The organism is Edaphobacter sp. 12200R-103, from assembly GCF_010093025.1.
Lineage (GTDB): Bacteria > Acidobacteriota > Terriglobia > Terriglobales > Acidobacteriaceae > Edaphobacter.
Map to the genome: position 1 here is coordinate 3416099 of NZ_CP048114.1, position 18334 is coordinate 3434432.

The 18334-nt window shown below is 62.4% G+C and carries 16 protein-coding genes; 2 read left to right on the forward strand and 14 right to left on the reverse strand.

The annotated features are described in order from the left end of the window. Positions 1-13: 13 nt before the first annotated feature. From GWR55_RS14250 to GWR55_RS14300, 11 genes are all read right to left on the reverse strand, one after another. Positions 14-1555, reverse strand: a complete 1542-nt coding sequence (locus GWR55_RS14250; protein ID WP_238398430.1) for a terminase — start codon at positions 1553-1555, stop codon at positions 14-16. A gap of 6 nt (positions 1556-1561) precedes the next feature. Then, positions 1562-6154: a GDSL-type esterase/lipase family protein gene (locus GWR55_RS14255; RefSeq protein WP_162402851.1), complete on the reverse strand. Its 4593-nt coding sequence runs from the start codon at positions 6152-6154 to the stop codon at positions 1562-1564. A gap of 69 nt (positions 6155-6223) precedes the next feature. Then, positions 6224-7186, reverse strand: a complete 963-nt coding sequence (locus GWR55_RS14260; protein ID WP_238398431.1) for a hypothetical protein — start codon at positions 7184-7186, stop codon at positions 6224-6226. Continuing rightward, complete coding sequence (locus GWR55_RS14265) at positions 7183-7680, reverse strand: hypothetical protein (protein WP_162402852.1); 498 nt, start codon at positions 7678-7680, stop codon at positions 7183-7185. Before GWR55_RS14265 ends, GWR55_RS14260 begins: the two co-directional genes overlap by 4 nt. 41 nt (positions 7681-7721) lie before the next feature. After that, positions 7722-8153, reverse strand: coding sequence for a hypothetical protein (locus GWR55_RS14270; RefSeq protein WP_162402853.1), 432 nt, complete (start codon positions 8151-8153; stop codon positions 7722-7724). A gap of 4 nt (positions 8154-8157) precedes the next feature. Beyond that, positions 8158-8781: a hypothetical protein gene (locus tag GWR55_RS14275; RefSeq protein ID WP_162402854.1), complete on the reverse strand. Its 624-nt coding sequence runs from the start codon at positions 8779-8781 to the stop codon at positions 8158-8160. Positions 8782-8895: 114 nt separating this feature from the next. Next, positions 8896-9870, reverse strand: a complete 975-nt coding sequence (locus GWR55_RS14280) for a hypothetical protein (protein WP_238398432.1) — start codon at positions 9868-9870, stop codon at positions 8896-8898. Between the two features lie 116 nt (positions 9871-9986). Then, positions 9987-10397, reverse strand: a complete 411-nt coding sequence (locus GWR55_RS14285) for a hypothetical protein (protein WP_162402855.1) — start codon at positions 10395-10397, stop codon at positions 9987-9989. Positions 10398-10430: 33 nt separating this feature from the next. Beyond that, on the reverse strand, positions 10431-10814 hold the full coding sequence (locus GWR55_RS14290) for a hypothetical protein (RefSeq protein ID WP_162402856.1): 384 nt from the start codon (positions 10812-10814) through the stop codon (positions 10431-10433). A 218-nt stretch (positions 10815-11032) separates the two neighbouring features. Continuing rightward, positions 11033-11638: a hypothetical protein gene (locus GWR55_RS14295; RefSeq protein WP_238398433.1), complete on the reverse strand. Its 606-nt coding sequence runs from the start codon at positions 11636-11638 to the stop codon at positions 11033-11035. A 169-nt stretch (positions 11639-11807) separates the two neighbouring features. Continuing rightward, the gene (locus GWR55_RS14300) at positions 11808-12305 is read right to left on the reverse strand and encodes a hypothetical protein (protein ID WP_162402857.1); all 498 of its coding nucleotides are present in this window, start codon (positions 12303-12305) and stop codon (positions 11808-11810) included. Positions 12306-12979: 674 nt separating this feature from the next. On the opposite strand from GWR55_RS14300, the gene GWR55_RS14305 reads away from it, so the two are divergent. Together GWR55_RS14305 and GWR55_RS14310 are read left to right on the forward strand one after the other, a co-directional pair. After that, positions 12980-13699, forward strand: coding sequence for a helix-turn-helix transcriptional regulator (locus GWR55_RS14305; protein ID WP_162402858.1), 720 nt, complete (start codon positions 12980-12982; stop codon positions 13697-13699). Positions 13700-13910: 211 nt separating this feature from the next. Then, entirely contained in the window at positions 13911-15122 is a 1212-nt protein-coding gene (locus tag GWR55_RS14310) for a S9 family peptidase (protein ID WP_162402859.1), read from the forward strand. Between the two features lie 425 nt (positions 15123-15547). Here the strand turns inward: GWR55_RS14310 and GWR55_RS14315 are convergent, their stop codons facing one another. From GWR55_RS14315 to GWR55_RS14325, 3 genes are all read right to left on the reverse strand, one after another. Continuing rightward, on the reverse strand, positions 15548-16162 hold the full coding sequence (locus tag GWR55_RS14315; RefSeq protein ID WP_162402860.1) for a nucleoside triphosphate pyrophosphatase: 615 nt from the start codon (positions 16160-16162) through the stop codon (positions 15548-15550). An 8-nt stretch (positions 16163-16170) separates the two neighbouring features. Continuing rightward, the gene (locus tag GWR55_RS14320; RefSeq protein ID WP_162402861.1) at positions 16171-17079 is read right to left on the reverse strand and encodes a D-hexose-6-phosphate mutarotase; all 909 of its coding nucleotides are present in this window, start codon (positions 17077-17079) and stop codon (positions 16171-16173) included. 66 nt (positions 17080-17145) lie between these two features. Beyond that, the gene (locus GWR55_RS14325; protein WP_162402862.1) at positions 17146-18303 is read right to left on the reverse strand and encodes a mechanosensitive ion channel family protein; all 1158 of its coding nucleotides are present in this window, start codon (positions 18301-18303) and stop codon (positions 17146-17148) included. Positions 18304-18334 lie beyond the last annotated feature (31 nt).

The following is an 18334-nucleotide window of genomic DNA, read 5'->3' on the forward strand; positions in this document are numbered from 1 at the left end:
TCGTCCATACACGCTACGGTCGCACCAGCAGCTCCTCGCGCACCGCCTGCGCGATAGCCATCGCCATCAGGCAGTCATCGTGCGAGCCCGGAGCCGCTCCGGTGCGTCCATTCGCGCCGTTGATGAACGTCCTGCACTCTTCCAGCAGCCGTGCACTGGCGAAGATCTGCGGCGACTGCACCAGCAGCGCGCCCATGTGCGCGATGATGCGCGGCTTGTTCAGCGCCGTCGTCAGCCAGCCCGCCTGCCCATCCATCTGGTAGACCTCCGTGTAGCGATGAATACTGTCCAGATACGCCAGCACGGCAGATCCGTGATTGTTGCGCTCCACCGCGATCTTCGCCCTCCCGTACTCGTGTGCAAGTTGAACTGCCGCAGCAGCAAGCTCCAGCGGATTCAGCCGCTGCCGCAGCTCCGCGCACTGCAGCCCTGTCCGTAGCTCGATCACCTGCACAGCGGCATAGTCTCCCGCTGCGCCGCCGCCTGCCGTATCCACGGCGACCAGGTAGCGATTGCCCGGCACGGGAGGGAGCCAGATGTGCAGGCAGTCTCCGCGCCGTCTCTCCACTGGAGGCGTGACCTCCGCCAGCCGATCTTCAATCGCATCCACATCGAAGCAGCAGTCGCCCGTCGCCCGGAAGCAGCTCACCGGGTCCTCGGCGAACTCCTGCGAGCGCAGCGCCTGATAGCTCGTCTCGAGCATCCGGCGATAGCCGATCTGCTCGGGCTTCAGATTCTTGCTCTCAATCAGTGCTTGCTCTTCATCCGTGAAATCTGTAACCGCAGCGGCTACATAAGCCTCTTCCATCCACCACGGAAAGAAGTGCTGCACCGTACCGTTCTCCAACGCATGATTCCACTCGCTGTAGAAGCAGCCGTACGCTCCGTTCGGTGTGGACTCGATCACCAGCTCGCCCGAAGGCGACAGCGCCGCACGCAGGCCAGCCAGCGTCTCCTGCGCATCGCCCGGCCAGCGGCTCACCTCGCTCAGGTGCAGGTTCTGGATCGACAAGCCACGCCCTGCGCCCTCGTCGCCCGCACTCAAAATGCGAAACTCGCTGTCCAGCTCGGGAAAACTCATCTGCCCGGAGTTGGCACGGCTGCGCCGCAGCGGACCTTCGCGCGCCTCCTTCGGAAGCTGTTCCCAGAAGCGCTGCACCATCCGGAAGATTCCTTCAGCGGCTTCGCGGGTCTGGGCCACCTGTACGGTCAGGACACCTCTGGTTGTGATGGTCTTCATGAACATCCGCGCCGCCACCCAGGTCGTTACACCCATCTGCCGTGCCTTCAGGACGATGTTCCATTGCTTTCGCCGCTCTTCAAAGGCGCGCTGCACTGCATTCGCTTCGAGCGGTCGCACCTTGCCGTCGCGGTCGCGAACCTTCAGGGTCTCCCGCACCGCCCGGACCATACCGTCCGGGCTGCCGTCGATCCCGCGCCCCAGCTCCTCCAAACCTTCGATATCCCATATCATCTCCACCCGCCGTTTCTCGAGGTCGCTAAAAAATGGGCGGCCAGAGCCCCCAACTCCAGCCGCCCGCACCGCCCACTCCATCTCCCCCTACATCTCCCAATGACAGCCGCTGACCGTCTTCGGGTTGGGAACATCCCGCAGCGCGAGCGATCCGTTCGCCGGCACACTTACCGGAGTTCCGAACGGAATGCCGTTGATCAGCTGGTTCGCATTCAGCGCCGAGACCGTAATGGCGTACGCCGACTGCGGATTGCCGATGCGGTACACCGCGCCGCTCTGCCCGGTGCAGTCGGGCAGCGTGATGTTGCCTGCGCCGGTCACACCGTTCAGCGAGACCGCTCCGTCGGCCGCCGTCATGCTGTAAGGCAGCGCGGTCACGGTATGCGGATTCACCTCGTTGTATCCGAAGTAGTAGTTGAGCGCGTTGCTTGCCGCCGCCGCCATCAGTTGCTGGCCCGCCGCACTGGGATGAACGTGGTCTGCCAGGAAGTTCGCGCTGGTATTGGCTCCATCGGCGCCGAGCAGCGGGTTGGCGGCAAAGTCCAGGATGCCGTCGGCCCCGGCGCTGCGTGCCTGCTGCAGGATCAGAGCGTTGTATGCGTTTTTCTGCGCGTCCATGCTGGGCGCGCCTGCAGCCGTGCTGTTACCGCCGCTCGAGATCATCGTACCTACGAAGACTCTGCATCCAGCCCGCTTCAGCGTCTGAATCTCGCCCGTAAGGTACTGGAAGGTCTGCAAGGGCGTTCCATTCAACAGGTCGTTGACCCCGGCGTCGAGCAGCGCTACCGCCTGCCCGGCGTCCGTCGTGCACCGGCGCGCGACGCGGTTGGCCTCCGACGCTTCCATTCCGCGGATCGTCGCGCCGTAGATGCCCCAGTTGGTGCGCGTATACGTGGGCTGGTTGAGCAGCGTAAGCTGCGACGACCACGAGTACGAGTCGCTGCACTGCGAGCCGTTCCACGAGCATGCGATCGAGTCGCCAACGATGTGCATCACCGGCGCGCTGCTCAGCACCGGCTGCGGATCGACCGCAACGCCGCGCGCCGCAACCTCGCGGGTCAGCGCCAGCGAATCCGACTGGATCTGCGCCGGCGTCAGCTGCGTCGGAAAGAAGCGAGCGCGGTACATCGTGCCCAGCAGGCCGCTCCCCGCATAGGGAGAGATGCCACTGCCGCCCAGGAAGTAGCTGCCGCCACTCTGCAGGCCGAACGAGGCTGACTGCGCCACGTAAGGGTACTCGACGCCGTCGATGTACACATGGTCCAGATTGCCGCTGCCCGTTCCCAGAACGAAGGCCAAAACATGGAAGCCGCTGATCGTCTGGTTCATCGTAACCCGCGGCGCATTGCCGGCGTAGATGCCCGGGGTATAGGAGCCTGGCCCCGAACCGGCATAGAGCAGGTTCACTCCGTTTCCCCCAAGGCTGCTGGTCAGGATCACCGGGTATTGATTCGACAATGCCAACCCGTTGCTTGCCGGGAACGGAGCGATGTGCACGGCAAACTCAAAGGTCTGCGTATTGTTCAACACCGCAGGCAGTTGTACGCCCTGGTAGGGGCTTGCCGAGGTAAAGCTCAGGCCGTTCGGAACCCATGCAGGAGCATGCGTCCCCGCCAGCAGCGTGCCGCTGTTTCCGTTGCCCGTCGCATCGACGACCGTGGTTCCGGTCCCCTGCATAAAGTTGTAATCGGCGGTTGCATTCGGCGCGAGCGTCGATCCGGAGAATCCTGAGCCGGAGACGCCGCCCGCAGGCACAGCCCATGTACCGTCCTCGCGCAGAAAACGGGTCGTTCCCGGCGTTGCTCCCGGATCGGGCACCGCGCCCGGCGCATGCGCACTCCCCGAGGCCTTGAAGACGGGAACCTGGCTGGCGGAGATGGCTCCGTTCAATGTAGTCGCGTTGACTGTAGTCGCATTGACCGTCCCCGCCGTAAAGCCCTGCGGCGTAAAACTGTATGACGTTCCGCGCAGATTAAGGGCGACGCCGCTGGTCGATGGATTGAAGCTCATCGTGTCGACCGAGGCCGAGGAGGACAGCTCAAACAGGTTGTAGGCCGAGTTCCACCGGTTACAGCCGTGCAGGTTGCAGTGAATCGTAAAGACGCTCTGCTCTCCCGCGTCCGCTACCATCGTGCGCTTCCATGGTCCCGCCATCACCAGGGCCGCGTCCGGAAGCGAATGGGTTCCGCCGTTGCCGTAGTAGCTGGCCGGAGGCGTCGCGTTGTTAATCATCCAGCCTCGCAGGCCCGGACCGTTGTTGCCCTCGTACTGCATGCCCGCCTGTGCGTAGACGCCCGGCCGCGGAACGTATTGCGAGATCGCTTCCAGATCGCCCCCCACCTTCTCCTGGTAGTAGTGCGGCTGCTCGACAGAGTCATTCGGCTCCCACGCCACAGTGTTCGCCGCCAGTGTCATCTGGCCATCGACCGTCTTCGTCGATGGATTCATCACGCTCAGCACCTCCGCCATGGGATAGAGGGCATAGGTGCCCGTAAGCAGCGAGAGTGTGCCTCCCGTGGTGCTGCTGTCCGGGCCGGACTGCGTATAAGTCACCTTGTTGGGCGCCGTCGAACTGACGACGAAGCTGCCGTTATAGCTGCTGTCCGTCGCTCCGGCAACCGTCATCGTCAGCCCATTCACGTCGACCGGAAGATTCCCGGCCGTTGTCAGGGTAACCGTGCTGCCGCTGCGCACCGCCGAGGTAATGGTGAGTGACACATTGGCGAAGGCCGAAGTCTGCCCCATCACGCCGACAAAGGGCGTCGCTCCCCCGGCATAGTACAGCCCTGTGGCCGAGTACGAACCGATCACGGGAAAGACCTGGCGGATACCGCTCGAGGTGTCCACCTTCTGCTCCAGGCCATATCCGCACAATCCCCCGATCGCGATGGTTGCGCCCGCAACGTGCGCCCGCTTTAGCGAGAGCTGGATGTGGGTTCCATCGACCAGCGTGTAGGCTGCCGTCTCGAATCCCTCGATTCCGTTGACCATCGCGGTCGGATCGGCGACGCAGGCCACACCGCTCGACGCGGGCGCTGCAGCCGTATCGGCGGAGTAGCCCGCTGGCAGACCCGTCGTCGCAATCGCGACGGCCACGTTTCCCGGAGCAATGTCGTCGGCCTGCGAACGAATGACTGTTGCGGTCTGGAAGAAGGTGCTGACCGGGAAGCTGGTTCCGCTGAAGACAGCCGAGGCGTTCTGTCCCGCAGCTCCGGCGCCGGTCAATACGCCTGCCGAAAGCACCTTCGCAGGGTTGGTATCGATCAGATAGCGGCCGTCGCCCTGCGTACCATTGTTGGCCGTTGGAGCGATCTGAAGCGAGGTCGATCCCGTTGTGCAGCCGGAAGAGCAGCTTCCCATAAAGACGCGCGAATCCTCGCGAATCTGCAGGTCGAACGGATGCGCGCCTTCGTCGGCATTGTCGCGAAAGCCGCCGAAGGCATTGATGAACTGTGAGCCGATAAGGCAGTCTCCCACGCCGTAGCAGTTGGTTTCCTTGGGGGCGAGCACGTGCTGCCCCTGCGTGTTGTAGATCCCCTTGACGGCGAGCGCGGTGTAGTTGGTCTTGAAGTAGGGCAGACTCAGATCGACGTTCTGGGGAAAGTGGTTTGAGCCGCCCGTCAGCGCCTGATGCAGGATCTCCAGCCCTGACGAGGTCGGCGTCCGGGTCTGGTCGACCTGGTGGATCTCCGCCGTGTTGCGGGTCGCGGTAACGCTGATGACCTGCCCGGCCTCATCGCCGCGAGCCATGACGCTCTCCGGGTTCAGGTAACTGTCGCGTCGCTGGCCACCACGGTGGTCCTCGATGTGCGTGCCGTTGCTCCACTGCGACGGATAGTAGATCTCGCTGGAGTCATAGTTCTGCTCGGCCTTCAGGTCGCAGCCCGCGGCACAGTCCGGCCCCGCCAGCGCGTTGGCGATACCGTTGCCCCCGCGGTCGGTCTGGAACTGGCTCGCATATTGCACGCCGTTGACGCGGTTGACGGAGAGCTGCGATCCCGCAGGCTGCGCCACGGTCTGACCGGCGGCAGGAAAGGTCGTTACCTTCTGCGAAAGGCCGCTGGTGACGCCGGCGACATTCGCATCCACATAGCTCTTGGTCGCAGCCTGCGACGGCGTTACCGGATCGGCCGCGAGCGTCAGCGGACCGGTCATCGTGTCGCCGTTCCTGAGCACGTATGGATTGGAAGAGTCGAGCGGAGCCCCGGCGACGGCTGCCGCGATGGCCGTATCCACATAGCTCTTGCTGACCGTCTGCATGGCCACCGAGGTCGGAAGAATGGTGCTGCGAATCGTGCTGATATGCACCGGCGTCTGGCTCACGGGAATCACCCAGTACTCGCGGCTGACGCTGCCATCGTCGAGGTGGTACACGGCCGTGTAGTAGGTGCCGATCGGTGTCGCCCCCGCGTTCGGCGTAAGCCGGAGGTCCAGGACGCCCCCGCTTGTCAGCGTTGCCGACGTGCTTCCACTGGCGACGGCCTGACCGCTCGCTGTCGTAAAGGCCGGCCAGCTTACCAGCACGGAACCTCCAGCCGCCCTGCCGTCAGCCCGATTGACGGTATCTGTAACTTCAGTCGTTACAACCTGTGCGATCGCCGCTGCCGGAAACAGCGCGGTGATCCATAGGAGGGCCAGCAGAAGCGCTGCCAGCATCCATCCCTTTCGCCTGAAACTCATTGTTCGCTCTCTTTCTATGGCTTACTGGGTTGTCCATCATCAGGACTGCTCAAAACATGCGCAGTGCGTTCATCCCGGCAGGTAGCTGCGGAAGCACAGAACCCTCTCGCCATCGTTGGCATCGGTGACAGGGAGTGCGCGAAACGTTCCGGCCAGCCGTATACGCTCCAATGGCGTTGTGAGCGCCTCGACGTTCTCCGCAGCGCCCTGCATCGCCTGCAGGCGCGGATAGTGGAAGATCACGCGATCGTCCTGCTCGCCCTCGAGCACGAAGAGCGCGGACCACTCCTGGAAGAAGCTGCCGCCTTCGCGGTCCACAAATCCGGCGACGTGAGCCACCTTCATGTCTCCCGCCGGTATTCCCGCCAGCAAGGGGGACTCGAGGTGGAGAGCGCCGTCTGCAACCTGCGATATGCGTCCGACGTTCAGCGAGACGCGCCGGATGTAGTGGGCATCGCCGCTTACGTCGGCCGCCGTGCGCACGTAGGCTCCACTCACGCTGGCGCCCACATATCCGGTCTGGCCGGTGTAGTCCTCATCCACGACGATGACATCGCCCGCAGTAAATCCAGAGGCAGCCGTTCCAACCTGTAGCAATGAGGCCGTCGATCCCGGCTGTAATGCGATTGCCCCTGCGGCGGTACCGCCGCTTCCGTTGGGTGCAGCGCCTCCCGAGGTGCGTAGAAGGTTCATCTGGTGGGCGCCGCAGGCGAGCGCCATCTGCAGCTTTCCCCAACTGGCGAACTCAAGCTGCACGACCGATTCGAACTCAGTCCGCGCCTGGCTAGTTGCAAGCGCTGGCGAGCCGGTCCGCAGGGCCGTGATTCCAGTGGCCGCGCCGTCGGTGTTCCTGCGGCGAAAGCCGTTGCACCAGCCCAGGTCCAGCCACGGAGCCGGTGGATTCTCCAGCGTGAAGGCTCCACTTTGCGCGGCGTCGAAGATGGTCGCTGCGCCGAGGGTGCGTTCGACCGGAGCGAAGTAGGCGCGGACGCGCCGCGTCACCGGCGTTGTACCGTTCACAAGAATGCTCATCGTTCTTCGGCCTCCTGGTAGCTGTAGACATCCACCGTGGCGGTGCGCTCCAACTGATCGCCGTTCGCCGCCAGCACGCCGAACTGCACATCGCCCCAGAAGATGTTGGTGCGTTCCGGCTGCGGGCCTGCGAAGGCCGCATAGTCCGTCTTGAGTGCGCGCTGCGGTATCTGGCGCAGGGCTTCGGCGAGCTCCGCATCCATGGCGGCCATCATTCGCCCTCGATCCATGCTGCCGTTGCCGGAGTTTCCCGCCGTGGCGTAGCGGATCTCGCAGCGCATCTTCACCAGCGGCAGCAAGCCATGTGAATCCACTTCAAGCGACGTCCAGCGCAGGCGAAAGGCGTTCAGCGGAGGAAAGTCGACGGCAAGCTCGTTCTCTTCCACCAGCACCGCCGGACGAACGACGCCGCGCACCAGCACAGTCCGGGCCGGATTGAGCGCGGCGATACGATCGCGGAGCGTGATATAGAACGTGTCTTTCGCACGTTGCATATATGTAATCCTTTCGGTAACAAATATTTTGTGGGAATGACCTAAGGTGCGTTTGCGATGGGTTCACGCAGAGCGAGCCTGTAGGCGAAGATCGCGCCCCCGGTCTGCATCTCGGTCGCGGAGACGATCGAGAGCAGCCGGTCGTCCACAAGCACCCCGAATGCCGAAGCGAACAAAGCCTCCGCCGAGCCGAAGCTGGTAGAGGCGGTCAGCGCCTCAACCACGCTGGCCGACACGATCAGGTCACGCTGCGCGGCCTTGCCCTCCGCGATCTTTGGCGATGTGTTGCGAAAGATGGCGGGCGACAGCTCCACGTCCTGAAACTGCGGAACCGCAAGCCCCAATTGCTCTGCCGGATCTGCAGGAACCGCCGAGGCAGGCACGAGCAACTTTACAGTCCGGCCTCCGGAGCTGAGCAGAAGAGCATCGGCGACGCGACGAAATGCAATTTGATCCTGAAGGATCTGCGCCATGACGTTACCCCAGTCTCTCTGCCCGGTAGGGCCGCAGAAGGCTCTGCACCTGGTCATCGAGCAGCGCATTGCTGAAGTACTCCATCTGCACGGTATCCATGCGGCTGCGCTTGACGTTCATCGCGGGAGTGGCCTGCGCATTCTTGACGATCTGCGCGCAGGCGACCTTGACCGCAGGAGGAATCTCGACGAGGCCCGACGTGTAGGTGATCTCGGCCTCGTTGTAGTTCAGGCCCAGGAAATTCGCCGGGAACGTAAGCTCACCTGCGCCCGCATTGATGTCGATGCTCGCCGGATCGAGGCTGCTCCAGCTTCCCGGGGTCGCGAAGGCAAATGCGATCTGCTCGCGGAAGAGATCGACCATCTCGCCACGACGCGGCCGCGCATAACGAACGCGCACGCTGACCAGCGGCGATGTGGCTCCTTCAGCCACCGCCAGGGGACGGTAGGTCAGCCGCGCCGTCTGCGAGCCGGTGGTGATGCGCACCTGATCGACATACTGTGTGACCAGCAGACTGGGACGCCTGCAGAACGTCTCCATCAGCGCCGAGGCGGTCATCACCAGATCGTCGGTGGTGTCGACGGAGAGCCCATATGCTACATATTCGGCAGGTAGTAGATACCCCACAGCGTTCCTCCTGTTTTTAAAAAGCAACAGGGACCGGCACATATATGCCGATCCCCTGTTGTGGCTGGTTGATCTCCGCGGCGGGCAGGTTTTCCCGGCGCTGAGCGCGGATGTTTAGCGATCGACCAGCACCTGGCAGTGTGCGTAGCTTGCGCCCTTGACGACCAGGCCTCCGAACTTGACGACGACGTACTGCGAAGCCAGCGAGCCGGGGACGCCGAGCTGGAAGACGCGCGGGTTGGGATCGCCGAGCCAGTGGTACTCGATCAGGTCTTCGGTAACGATGTAGGCGGGCAGAACGGCGGTGCCGTTGCCGGGGGTTCCGGTGTAGCCGAGCGTCCACTCCGGAATGAGGGGAAGCTCGCCGGCCTGCGTCGAGAGCGTCTTGACGCTCACGCCAGCCGCGATCTCCCTGGTGCTGAGCACGACGTTGAACTCCTGCTTCATCTCGCGATCGATGAGATCGAGCAGAACAGGATTTGCATAAATCGCGGTGGGACGCACGCCGTAGAAGCTGTTAGCCAGCATCTTGGCGACGGCTGACTTGAAGCTGTCGACGATGCTCTCGGAGGAGGACACGGTCACGCTGTTTCCGCCGGCAGCAATCTGCGAAGCCGCGCCGTAGTACTGTGCCGTGGTGGGAGCGTTGAGGCTGGTGTCGTTGCCGTTCCACAGGGCAACGTCGTGCGTGCGCAGGACGCCGTCGACGGTGTCGGCGAGGTCCTTTGCCTGCAGGTAGGCAAACTGGCTCTGCTGCTGGCCCAGCTCAAGATCGAAGAGGTTGTAGTTGATCTGTGCGACCAGGGCTTTGAGAGGCACGCTGCGTTCCACGCGGGTGGGCGTGACCAGCGGGGCCACGATGTTGCGCGGATCGACGAAGCCGGTGGCGGCATCGGGCGCAGGGATGGAGGTCTCCTCGAAGAAGCGCGAGGGATGTCCGGTGGCCGGAACCTGCTTGATGCGGCGGCCGAAGATGCCGCGACGCTGCACCAGGTCGGTGATCTCGGACTGGTAGGCAGGAACTTCGATGGCGCCGGGGCCCATGAAATCGGCAGCTGCGTGGATCTCGGTAAATTTCGCGTTCATCATTCTCCCTTTCGAAAAAAAGAAGAGGCGCATGCCCGTGGAAGGCTGCGCCTCTGTTTGGTCCTGCAGGGCCTCGCAAGGTGTGCAGGCAAGTTGGAACTTCGATCTGGCCGCGGTGATTAGGCCAGCATGCCCGAGCGAAGAAGCTGGGACTTTACGGCGAAGCGCTGCTCGATGCTGAGGCCGTTGAGCGCGGCGTCGAGCGAGCCTGCCTCAAGCGAGTCCACGGCAACGCCCTGCTTGGCCAGCATGGTGCTCATGCCAGCGGGCAGGGTTTTGCGCCGGCCGGCGGGCTCGCCGGAGACGTGAGCCGTAGCCTCCGCCTCAAGCTGCGCCATCTTCTCTTCGGCGGCCTTCAGGCGATCTTCGAGCGCGGCCTCGACGGTGGCCGAGATACGGCCGATCGTGATCTCCGACTCCTGCTGGCGCTCTGCCAGGCGCTGCATCGCCTGCTCCAGCAGGTCAGCCGCTGCGGCGAGCCGCTCTACCGTTGCCTCAAGGGCTGCGTTGGTCTCCATCTGCATCTCCATTGCTCTCCTCACTTTCTCTTCGAAACTCCCGGATTAACCCTGGCTGACAGGCTGTGCCCGCTGCACGTTGAGTATGGCCACCACCGCCGAGATGATGTTGGCGACGTAGCCTGAGTCGGCCGCGATTCCGGCCTTGCCCAGAAGCCCCGTGACTGCCTGCTCGGTCAGCAGCATCACCTCGGCCAGTTTGGCAGCACCCGAACCCGACTGCGCTCCGCTGGCGGCGTACTTCTGTTCCACCACCAGGACGGCGTTCTGGATGAGCGTGGTCGCATCGACCAGCTCGGCTGCGACCGGCGCGATCGATGGAAACAGCAGCCCGATCAGCTTTTCAACGGGGATGGCGAATGCCAGTGCCCACTTGAGACCCTTTTCGAAGCCCTTGCCTACAGCTTCGAGCACACCGATAAAGCTCATGTCTTCTTCTCCTTGTTTCGCTGTCTGTGTGGTAAGCGCACTTCTCTACCGGAGCCACAGTCGATCTGCCGACTCGTCATCCTGAACGTAGTGAAGGATCCCTGTATTTTTTCCCGGAACATTCCGGATGCCCCAGGCAAAATACAGGGATTCTTCGCCTTCGGCTCAGAATGACGCATCAAAGTGTGTCGATTGCTCAGGATGACGGCGTCTTGTTGCTAGTGCACGGCTGCTACGGGCACCCGCCTGGAGCGCGGAGCCGCCTGCTTCACGCGAAAGCTGGTGCTGCGATAGGCAGCCTTGTCGCGCAGCAGGATGGCCGCGCCGGTGAACGTAGCGCGCGTCAGAGTCCACACCGATGCGCGCATGTCAGCCACGTGAGCGTCCGCCAGCTCGTAGCTCATGCCCATCGGCGCGGCCTGGATGGTCTGCTCCATCTCCGGGAAGTCGCGCGCGAACAGATAGCCACCCACGCGCAGTTGACGCCCATCCAGCTCCGCGGAGGTGATGATGCCGCACTTCTGTCGGGCGTCGTGGCCGTCCCATCCGGCCTTGTAGTCCACGGCCATTCCCAGCAGGCTGGGAAGCGCGGCCTCGGCTGCACTGCGGGTCAGGACGACGCGGTGCCCGCGCGCTCCGTTGGGAGCCCTGTCGCTGGCCACGTCGACCAGCGTCAGCACGCCTTCAAACGGCAGCCGGTTGGGATGTCCGTGCACGAGAGGAAACTCCACTGCCATGGCCCGCAGCTCCAGCGGTGGAGCACTGCGTGTCGCACTGCCGGTCTGCCGATGTTTTCTCACCGCCTTTGCTGTGCGCTCTGTCATTCTTTCTCCTTGTCCGTGCGTCTTTCGCCAAAAAAGCAAAACGGGAGAGCACCCGCAAGGGCCTCTCCCGTCACATGTCTCAATTACCTTCCCAGAATAGCAAGCTGCACGAAACTGATCGGCAACTTTCAAGACAGAGATAACGACAAGTAAAGCAAAGGGTTAGCAGCTATGGACGGATTCCCGCCTCTTGACAGGCGACCAGCGGCTCCAGAAGCCTGCGTTCGAGAAAGAGCCTTGTGAGCCGGTCGAGCGCACTGTCGTAACGGCGGACGAGGGTCCTCGCGGGAACGTTCAGCATGGCTGCAGTCTCCGTCTGGGTGTACTCCTGCAGGGCGATGCGGCGGATGAGGTGATTCTGTTCCGCATCGAGCAGTTTGAGGCAGCTCTCGACGTCGTGGACGAAGATGATGACATCATCGAAGCCCTGAACACGGTAGTGCGTGACCCTGCCGCGAAACATCTCGCGACCCAGCAGCGAAGGTGCCCTGCCAGCCTCGAGCGACAGCTTCATGTAACGCCGCAGAAGAGCCTCGGTGTACTTGCGATAGAAGGCCAGCTCGGGCGCGACCCTTGCAAGGGGCTTCTTCGCAGGTTGCGAAATCTTCTTCTCATCGGCGGCAGTTGCCCAGAGCACAGGGAGAACCACGACAGCAGCAGCGTTCATCGAGCACCTCCGTTTGCAGGTACAACTCCGTTACAGCGGGAAAGATGGGATGGCTGCCGCTTGCGGCCGCCGGGACGCTTTCCGCGCGGCGCCGGAAAGTCCGCCAGAAGCGCAGCACAGCTTCGGCAGTAGATGCCGTTCGCGTTTGTTCCGCGAAGCCACAAAGCTCCACAGCCTTCACATACCTTCAGATCCAATCGCAAGTACTTCATGCAAGTCCCTTTCAAGGCGTACGTCTCCCCTGGCGCGCCAACGTGGTTTCAGCGGTCGAAGCGGCACGCTCAGGATGCTATGGAGTGCCCGTCCGATGGTGCGGCCTGCCTGAAGCCGCCCGGCACGGTTCACTCATTTTTCCGATTTCTTTCTTTTTTGAGCAAACGACCTTTGGGATAAATTCAAACGCCCTTACCCCTCACTGCACAGACCGAAAGGGAGGCGCATACCGGGAAGAGAGCCCCCGAGGCCGCTGATCTCAGCCCATTCGCAAAGGGGAAGTTTCAAGGTTATAGCTTTCGACAAAGTTGATGTCAACAGCAAACTTTTCCAGAAGAGGCTTTCTCTAACAAGTGACTATATATGAGTAAGCTGCGCGGAATAGTCGTTGCACAAAGCTAAATTTTCGCCTAATCTTCGTCTTGCATAAAGATATCCAACATCGAAAGAAACTGGATTAGATGAACTTCCAAGACCTTCACGAGCTTATCCGCCTTGAACTGATGCGCAGGATCGAACGCGGCACGCTGACGGGCACCCGTCTGGCCCAGCAGGCCGGCTTTCAGCAGGCGCATATTTCGAATTTTCTGAATCGGAAGCGGGCGCTGTCGCTCGAGGGCCTGGATCGCGTGCTGGCGGCACAGAATCTGCGTATTGAGGACATTCTTCCCGTGGAGATGGCGGCCGAGGCTGCATCCGCCCGGATTGCGCCGGAAAACGATCCTGCGGAGATGATTCCTATCGTCTCACCCTCATCGGCGATGGACGATGCCTCGATTGCCCCGTCGGCGATGATCGAGTGCATTCCGGTGGCGTCCTCGCGGCTGTACGGCAACCGTGCGCGGCCGGCTCCGCGATACGCGCACTGGCAGCGCTTTCTGGCGATCCGGACCGATGCCCAGCAGGCTGCAGCGATGGAACCGCTGCTTCCGGTGGGGTCGATCGCGGTGCTGGACCGGCATTACAACTCGCTGGCGCCCTATCGTGCCAACCAGGCCAGCATCCATGCGGTGCGCTTCGGCCCCACGTTGCTGCTGCGGCACGTCGATTTCGACGATCGCCACCTGATTCTGCGGCCCTACGCGCATAACTTCCCGGTGCAACTGCTCCCCCTGGGGCCGGAGGAGTCTCCTGGCGATTACATCGTGGGGAGGGTCTGCATGGTGATGGGCGAGGTGTAGGGTGTGTCTCTCTCCTCGCGGTCGCGCGGAGTGGTGGCCTATTCGAAGATGCTGTGGTGCGGTTCCAGGTAGAGCCTTGAGGGGAACGGACCTTCATGGGACAACGGCCTCCGGCTGCTCCACCTTCGCGACGATTCCATTGTCCTGCGGTTGCTTCACCTTAGGCCAGTCTTCGCCCCGTCGCCGGCTTTCCATTGGTAAACTGAGAGAGATGCTCGGAAAGCTTTATGCGAAGTGGATGTACGCCTGGGAGACGGCGCTGACCACCCGCGACACCAATCGCATCGTCCGTCCCCTGGAGTGGGGCGAGGACTGGCTGAGCGATTTTGTCGACGCCGCTCATGTTGCCACGACCCCGGAGGTGGATCGGATGGTGGCGCTGAACGAGGCGATCGTCGATCGGGCAGACGAGTTCTTCGGCTATGCGACCCCGACCGATTTCCGGCTGGAGCATCGTCATCCGCAGCTGTTTCCCACGAACGTGAGGCCGGAGACCCTGGAGCAGGACGCCGAGCTAAAGCGCCAGGCCGAGTCGGGCGAGCTGTCCACGGCGGAGTTTCTGCGCTTTACCTCGCCGCTTCGGACGCGTTATCCGGAGAACGATGTGGTCAATGCGCGCTGGTATCCCGCGGCTGCTGCGAAGCAGGCGGGCAAGCCGAAACAGGCGATGATCGTGATGCCGCAGTGGAATGCCGATGCCTTCAGCCACAACGCGCTGTGCACGCTGTTCAATCGCTTCGGCATCTCGGCGCTCAGGCTTTCGAAGCCGTACCATGACATTCGTCGCCCGGCGGAGCTGGAGCGCTCGGATTACGCGGTCAGCTCGAACATCGGCCGCACGATCGCGGCCTGCCGGCAGGCGGTCATCGATATCCGCAGCTGCCTGGACTGGCTGGAGCAGCAGGGCTACGAACAGTTTGGGGTGCTGGGAACCAGCCTGGGAAGCTGCTACTCCTTTATCGCCGCGGCGCACGATCCCCGCCTGCGCGTCTGCGCCTTCAATCATGCCTCGACGTGGTTTGGCGACGTGGTGTGGACCGGACAGAGCACGCGGCACATCCGCGCGGCCTTTGAAGAGGAGCGGCTGACGCAGGCCGATGTCCGGCGCATCTTTACCTCGATCAGCCCGATGTCGTACATGGATCGGTTTGCCGCGCAGCCGAAGCGTGTGCTGGTGGTGCATGCGACCTACGATCTGACGTTTATAAGGGAGTTCTCGCTCGATGTCCTGAAGAACTTCGACCGGCTGGGGATCGACTACGTCTCGAAGGTGTTGCCGTGCGGGCACTACACGACCGGCGAGACGCCGTACAAGTACATGGACGGCTGGTATCTGGGCTCGTTTGTCCATGGGGCTTTTAAGAAGCTGGCGCAGGAGCAGGCGGTGGTTGGTGGGTCGCTCGAGGGGCAGCTTACGCGGTAGTTCAGCGGCGCGCCGTCTGTTGGAGTAGTGCAGAACCGGAGACGGTTTGCTCCAACGTTTTTTTGCGAGAGTGTCATCCAGAGCGGAGCCTGAAGGGCGTAGTCGAAATCTTCACTGAAGAAGTGTCATCTCGACCGAAGGTCCGAAGGGCCGGAGTGGAGAGACCCCCGCATTTCCCTCTGCCGGCACCGCTACAGTCTCTCAAGCGAGGCAAACTATCTCAACCAGCATCCGCAAAATGCGGGGGTTCCTCGACTGCGTGCTGCGCACTTCGCTCGGAATGACACATGTGGCGTGGCGCTGCGCTCGGAATGACACATTTTGACGTTGGACGGAATACGCAGGGCTGGCACCTTCGGAACAATAGCGTCCCAACGGATCAATCGTGGCCACGAAAAACAAGTCTCGACGCACACCAATCGACATCACAACGCGGACAGTCTTGAGGGTGGAGGCTGGGTCTCGCTCGTACCCTCCCGCGCGCGTGCGAGCAGCGCCATGGTGCGGGCCAGCGGGAGTCCCATCACGTTGAAGAAGCAGCCTTCGATGCGTGGAATCCAGCGGGCGGCGTAACCCTGGATCCCGTAGGCTCCCGCCTTATCCATGGGTTCGCCGCTGGCGAGATAGTGAACCATCTCTTTTTCTCCGATCAGGTCGAAGAAGACCTGCGTGATATCGATCTCGCTGAAGAGGCCGCGCTGAGAGACGACGGCGATGCCGGTGAGCACCTGATGGGTGCGTCCTGCCAGTTTTTCGAGCATGTGCCGGGCGTCGGCCTGATCGACGGGCTTGCCCAGGATGACGCCGTCGCAGACCACGGTCGTATCGGCCCCGAGCACTCTCAGGTGATCGCGGTCCTCTGCGGCGTGGTGCTCCCAGACGGCCTGCGCCTTCTCCATGGCGAGCCGCTGCACGTACTTTGCCGGGTTCTCGCCCTCCTGCACGCGCTCGTCGATGTCGGCGGGCTCCACGGTGAAGTCGAGTCCAGCGAGCCGTAGAAGCTCACTGCGACGTGGCGAAGAGGATGCAAGGATCAGCATGCGCGTGCCTACTTCTTTGTTTTTGCAAGCGTAATGTGAGCCTGCATGACGTGAGTCGAGCGGGGAGCGAGCGTTACCTTGTTCGGTCCGGCGTTCACGGTCTCCACGCACGCAAACTCGTGCCACTCGTCGGGCCCGAGGTCCGGAAGCTCTCTCCACGGATTGAAGACGACGGTGGTGTTCGAGTTCTGCTTTTCGATCGTGATGGTGCGGCCGAGCGTCTCGTCATGAATGACGCAGGTGGCCGCCGTGTTCGCGTAGACGCGATCGGTGAACTGGGTGAAACGCAGCGGAGCATTCGCCGCGGGCTTGGCGCGGAAGTTGTCGGTCTTATCGACGTATCCAGTGGGCTCGAGGCCGGTGACGTAGATCTGGCGCACATCGCCTACGTGGAAGTAGGTGTGCAGCGCTTCTTCAAACTCGAGCGGCTTGTCCGCCTCGTTGGCGACGGCGAGACGCATCGTCAGGCCGCGTCCGATGACCAGCTCAAATGCCAGCCGGAAGTGATCGAATCCCATTTGGCGGCTCAGCTCGGTCGGACTCAGGGTAAAGGTCAGGTGCAGGTCTTCGCCCGAGAGCGCCGCGAAGCTGAGGTTCCAGTCCTGAATGCGCGCGAAGCCGTGGGAGGGGCCGGGCTTGCCTTCGAAGCGGTCCTCCTTCGAGTCGGTTGCGAACCACGGGAAGGCGATGGGCACGCCGCCGCGGATGGGCTTGCCGTGCGCGAAGTCGCTCTTTTTGCTCATGTAGAGCACATCGGGCTCGCCCGTGGGCTGCCACTCGGCCAAATGCGCGCCCTGCAGGTAGACGACGGCTTTCGCCGCGGGTGTGGTGGCGACAACGCGCGCCAGGCCTTCGTGCTCATCAAAGTGCAGCACGCCTGGGATTCCAAACTGATCGTTCAGCTGTTTCAGGTCCATATCGTTCTCAAGTGTAGCCTCTTCCCATGCGGCGCTGCTGCTTTTGTCGCTTCAGGCGGAACCGGCTCAGCGGTGACTGTCCTGCCGCCCGGTCCCTGCGATGGGAACCGGCTGCATATCCCCGTTTGCGGGCTGCTGCAGGCCGACCGGAATCTCCGAGACCGCGGCAAAGCGCGTCGTTGGAAAAGCATCGGGATAGTTCTCGCGGATATACGCGATCATCTGTTCGCGGACCATGCAGCGGAGATCGAAGTTTTTGCCGGAATCGGGGGAGCTGACGAGGCAGCGCAGCTCCATGGTGCGCTCGGAGAGGTTGGTGACCTGCAGGCCGCACACCTTGCCGTCCCACTGCGGCGCACTGGAGGTGATGCGCTGCAACTCGGCGCGCAGCTCCTCGACCGGGACCGTGTAATCCACGTAGAGAAACGCCGTTCCCAGGATGTCGGAGGACTGGCGGGTCCAGTTTTGGAAGCTGTTTTCGATGAAGTAGCTCAGCGGAACGATCAGCCTACGGAGATCCCAGATCCTGACGACCACATAGGCGGAGGTAATCTCCTCGATGCGTCCCCATTCGCCTTCGATCACAACCACGTCGTCGATGCGGATGGGTTCTGTGAAGGCGATCTGCAGGCCAGCGAGAAAGTTGGAAGCGGTGGACTTGGCCGCAGTCGCAAGAATCAGAGAGGCGATACCGGCGGAGGCCAGCAGGCCCGAACCATAGTGCCAGATGCGCGGATCGTTGAACGTCCACAGCACGCCGCCGATGGTGATGATAACGATAAAGGTGATAAGGATGCGGCGAAAAAGCTGAAACTGCGTGTGGATGCGGCGCGCGCGAATGTTGTTGGCCGCCTTCAGGTCATAGCGGCGCAGCATGAACTCCTGAAAGACATAGACGCAGCCGGTCGCAAGCCATCCAAGCGAAACCACCATGGCCATCAGCAGCGCCTGGCGGATGTTATCGCTCATGCTGGGCGGAATGACCGGGAGCAGGGGAAGCACAAAGCCCGCGCAGGTCAGAAAGAAGATGGCGCGCGCCGGTTTGCTGAGATAGCGCTGGATTCCCCAGCCGCTTCCTGTCTTCTCTTCTTCCTTCTTCTTGAGGATGCGGAACAGAACATAGTGAAACAGGTTCGCCAGTACGACAAAGGCGCAGAACGCAAAGATGGCCGTGAACCAGGTATGACGAAATTGAAGGGCGATGGCAAGCATAGATGAAAACATGAATAAAGGAATTGGCTCTCTTCAGAGAGGA

Excerpts from the sequence above, each read along its gene's own strand:
- GWR55_RS14250 (WP_238398430.1), bottom strand. The coding sequence starts at position 1,555 with ATGGAGTGGGCGGTGCGGGCGGCTGGAGTTGGGGGCTCTGGCCGCCCA.
- GWR55_RS14255 (WP_162402851.1), bottom strand. The coding sequence starts at position 6,154 with ATGAGTTTCAGGCGAAAGGGATGGATGCTGGCAGCGCTTCTGCTGGCC.
- GWR55_RS14260 (WP_238398431.1), bottom strand. The coding sequence starts at position 7,186 with ATGAGCATTCTTGTGAACGGTACAACGCCGGTGACGCGGCGCGTCCGC.
- GWR55_RS14265 (WP_162402852.1), bottom strand. The coding sequence starts at position 7,680 with ATGCAACGTGCGAAAGACACGTTCTATATCACGCTCCGCGATCGTATC.
- GWR55_RS14270 (WP_162402853.1), bottom strand. The coding sequence starts at position 8,153 with ATGGCGCAGATCCTTCAGGATCAAATTGCATTTCGTCGCGTCGCCGAT.
- GWR55_RS14280 (WP_238398432.1), bottom strand. The coding sequence starts at position 9,870 with ATGATGAACGCGAAATTTACCGAGATCCACGCAGCTGCCGATTTCATG.
- GWR55_RS14285 (WP_162402855.1), bottom strand. The coding sequence starts at position 10,397 with ATGGAGATGCAGATGGAGACCAACGCAGCCCTTGAGGCAACGGTAGAG.
- GWR55_RS14290 (WP_162402856.1), bottom strand. The coding sequence starts at position 10,814 with ATGAGCTTTATCGGTGTGCTCGAAGCTGTAGGCAAGGGCTTCGAAAAG.
- GWR55_RS14295 (WP_238398433.1), bottom strand. The coding sequence starts at position 11,638 with ATGACAGAGCGCACAGCAAAGGCGGTGAGAAAACATCGGCAGACCGGC.
- GWR55_RS14300 (WP_162402857.1), bottom strand. The coding sequence starts at position 12,305 with ATGAACGCTGCTGCTGTCGTGGTTCTCCCTGTGCTCTGGGCAACTGCC.
- GWR55_RS14305 (WP_162402858.1), top strand. The coding sequence starts at position 12,980 with ATGAACTTCCAAGACCTTCACGAGCTTATCCGCCTTGAACTGATGCGC.
- GWR55_RS14310 (WP_162402859.1), top strand. The coding sequence starts at position 13,911 with ATGCTCGGAAAGCTTTATGCGAAGTGGATGTACGCCTGGGAGACGGCG.
- GWR55_RS14315 (WP_162402860.1), bottom strand. The coding sequence starts at position 16,162 with ATGCTGATCCTTGCATCCTCTTCGCCACGTCGCAGTGAGCTTCTACGG.
- GWR55_RS14320 (WP_162402861.1), bottom strand. The coding sequence starts at position 17,079 with ATGGACCTGAAACAGCTGAACGATCAGTTTGGAATCCCAGGCGTGCTG.
- GWR55_RS14325 (WP_162402862.1), bottom strand. The coding sequence starts at position 18,303 with ATGTTTTCATCTATGCTTGCCATCGCCCTTCAATTTCGTCATACCTGG.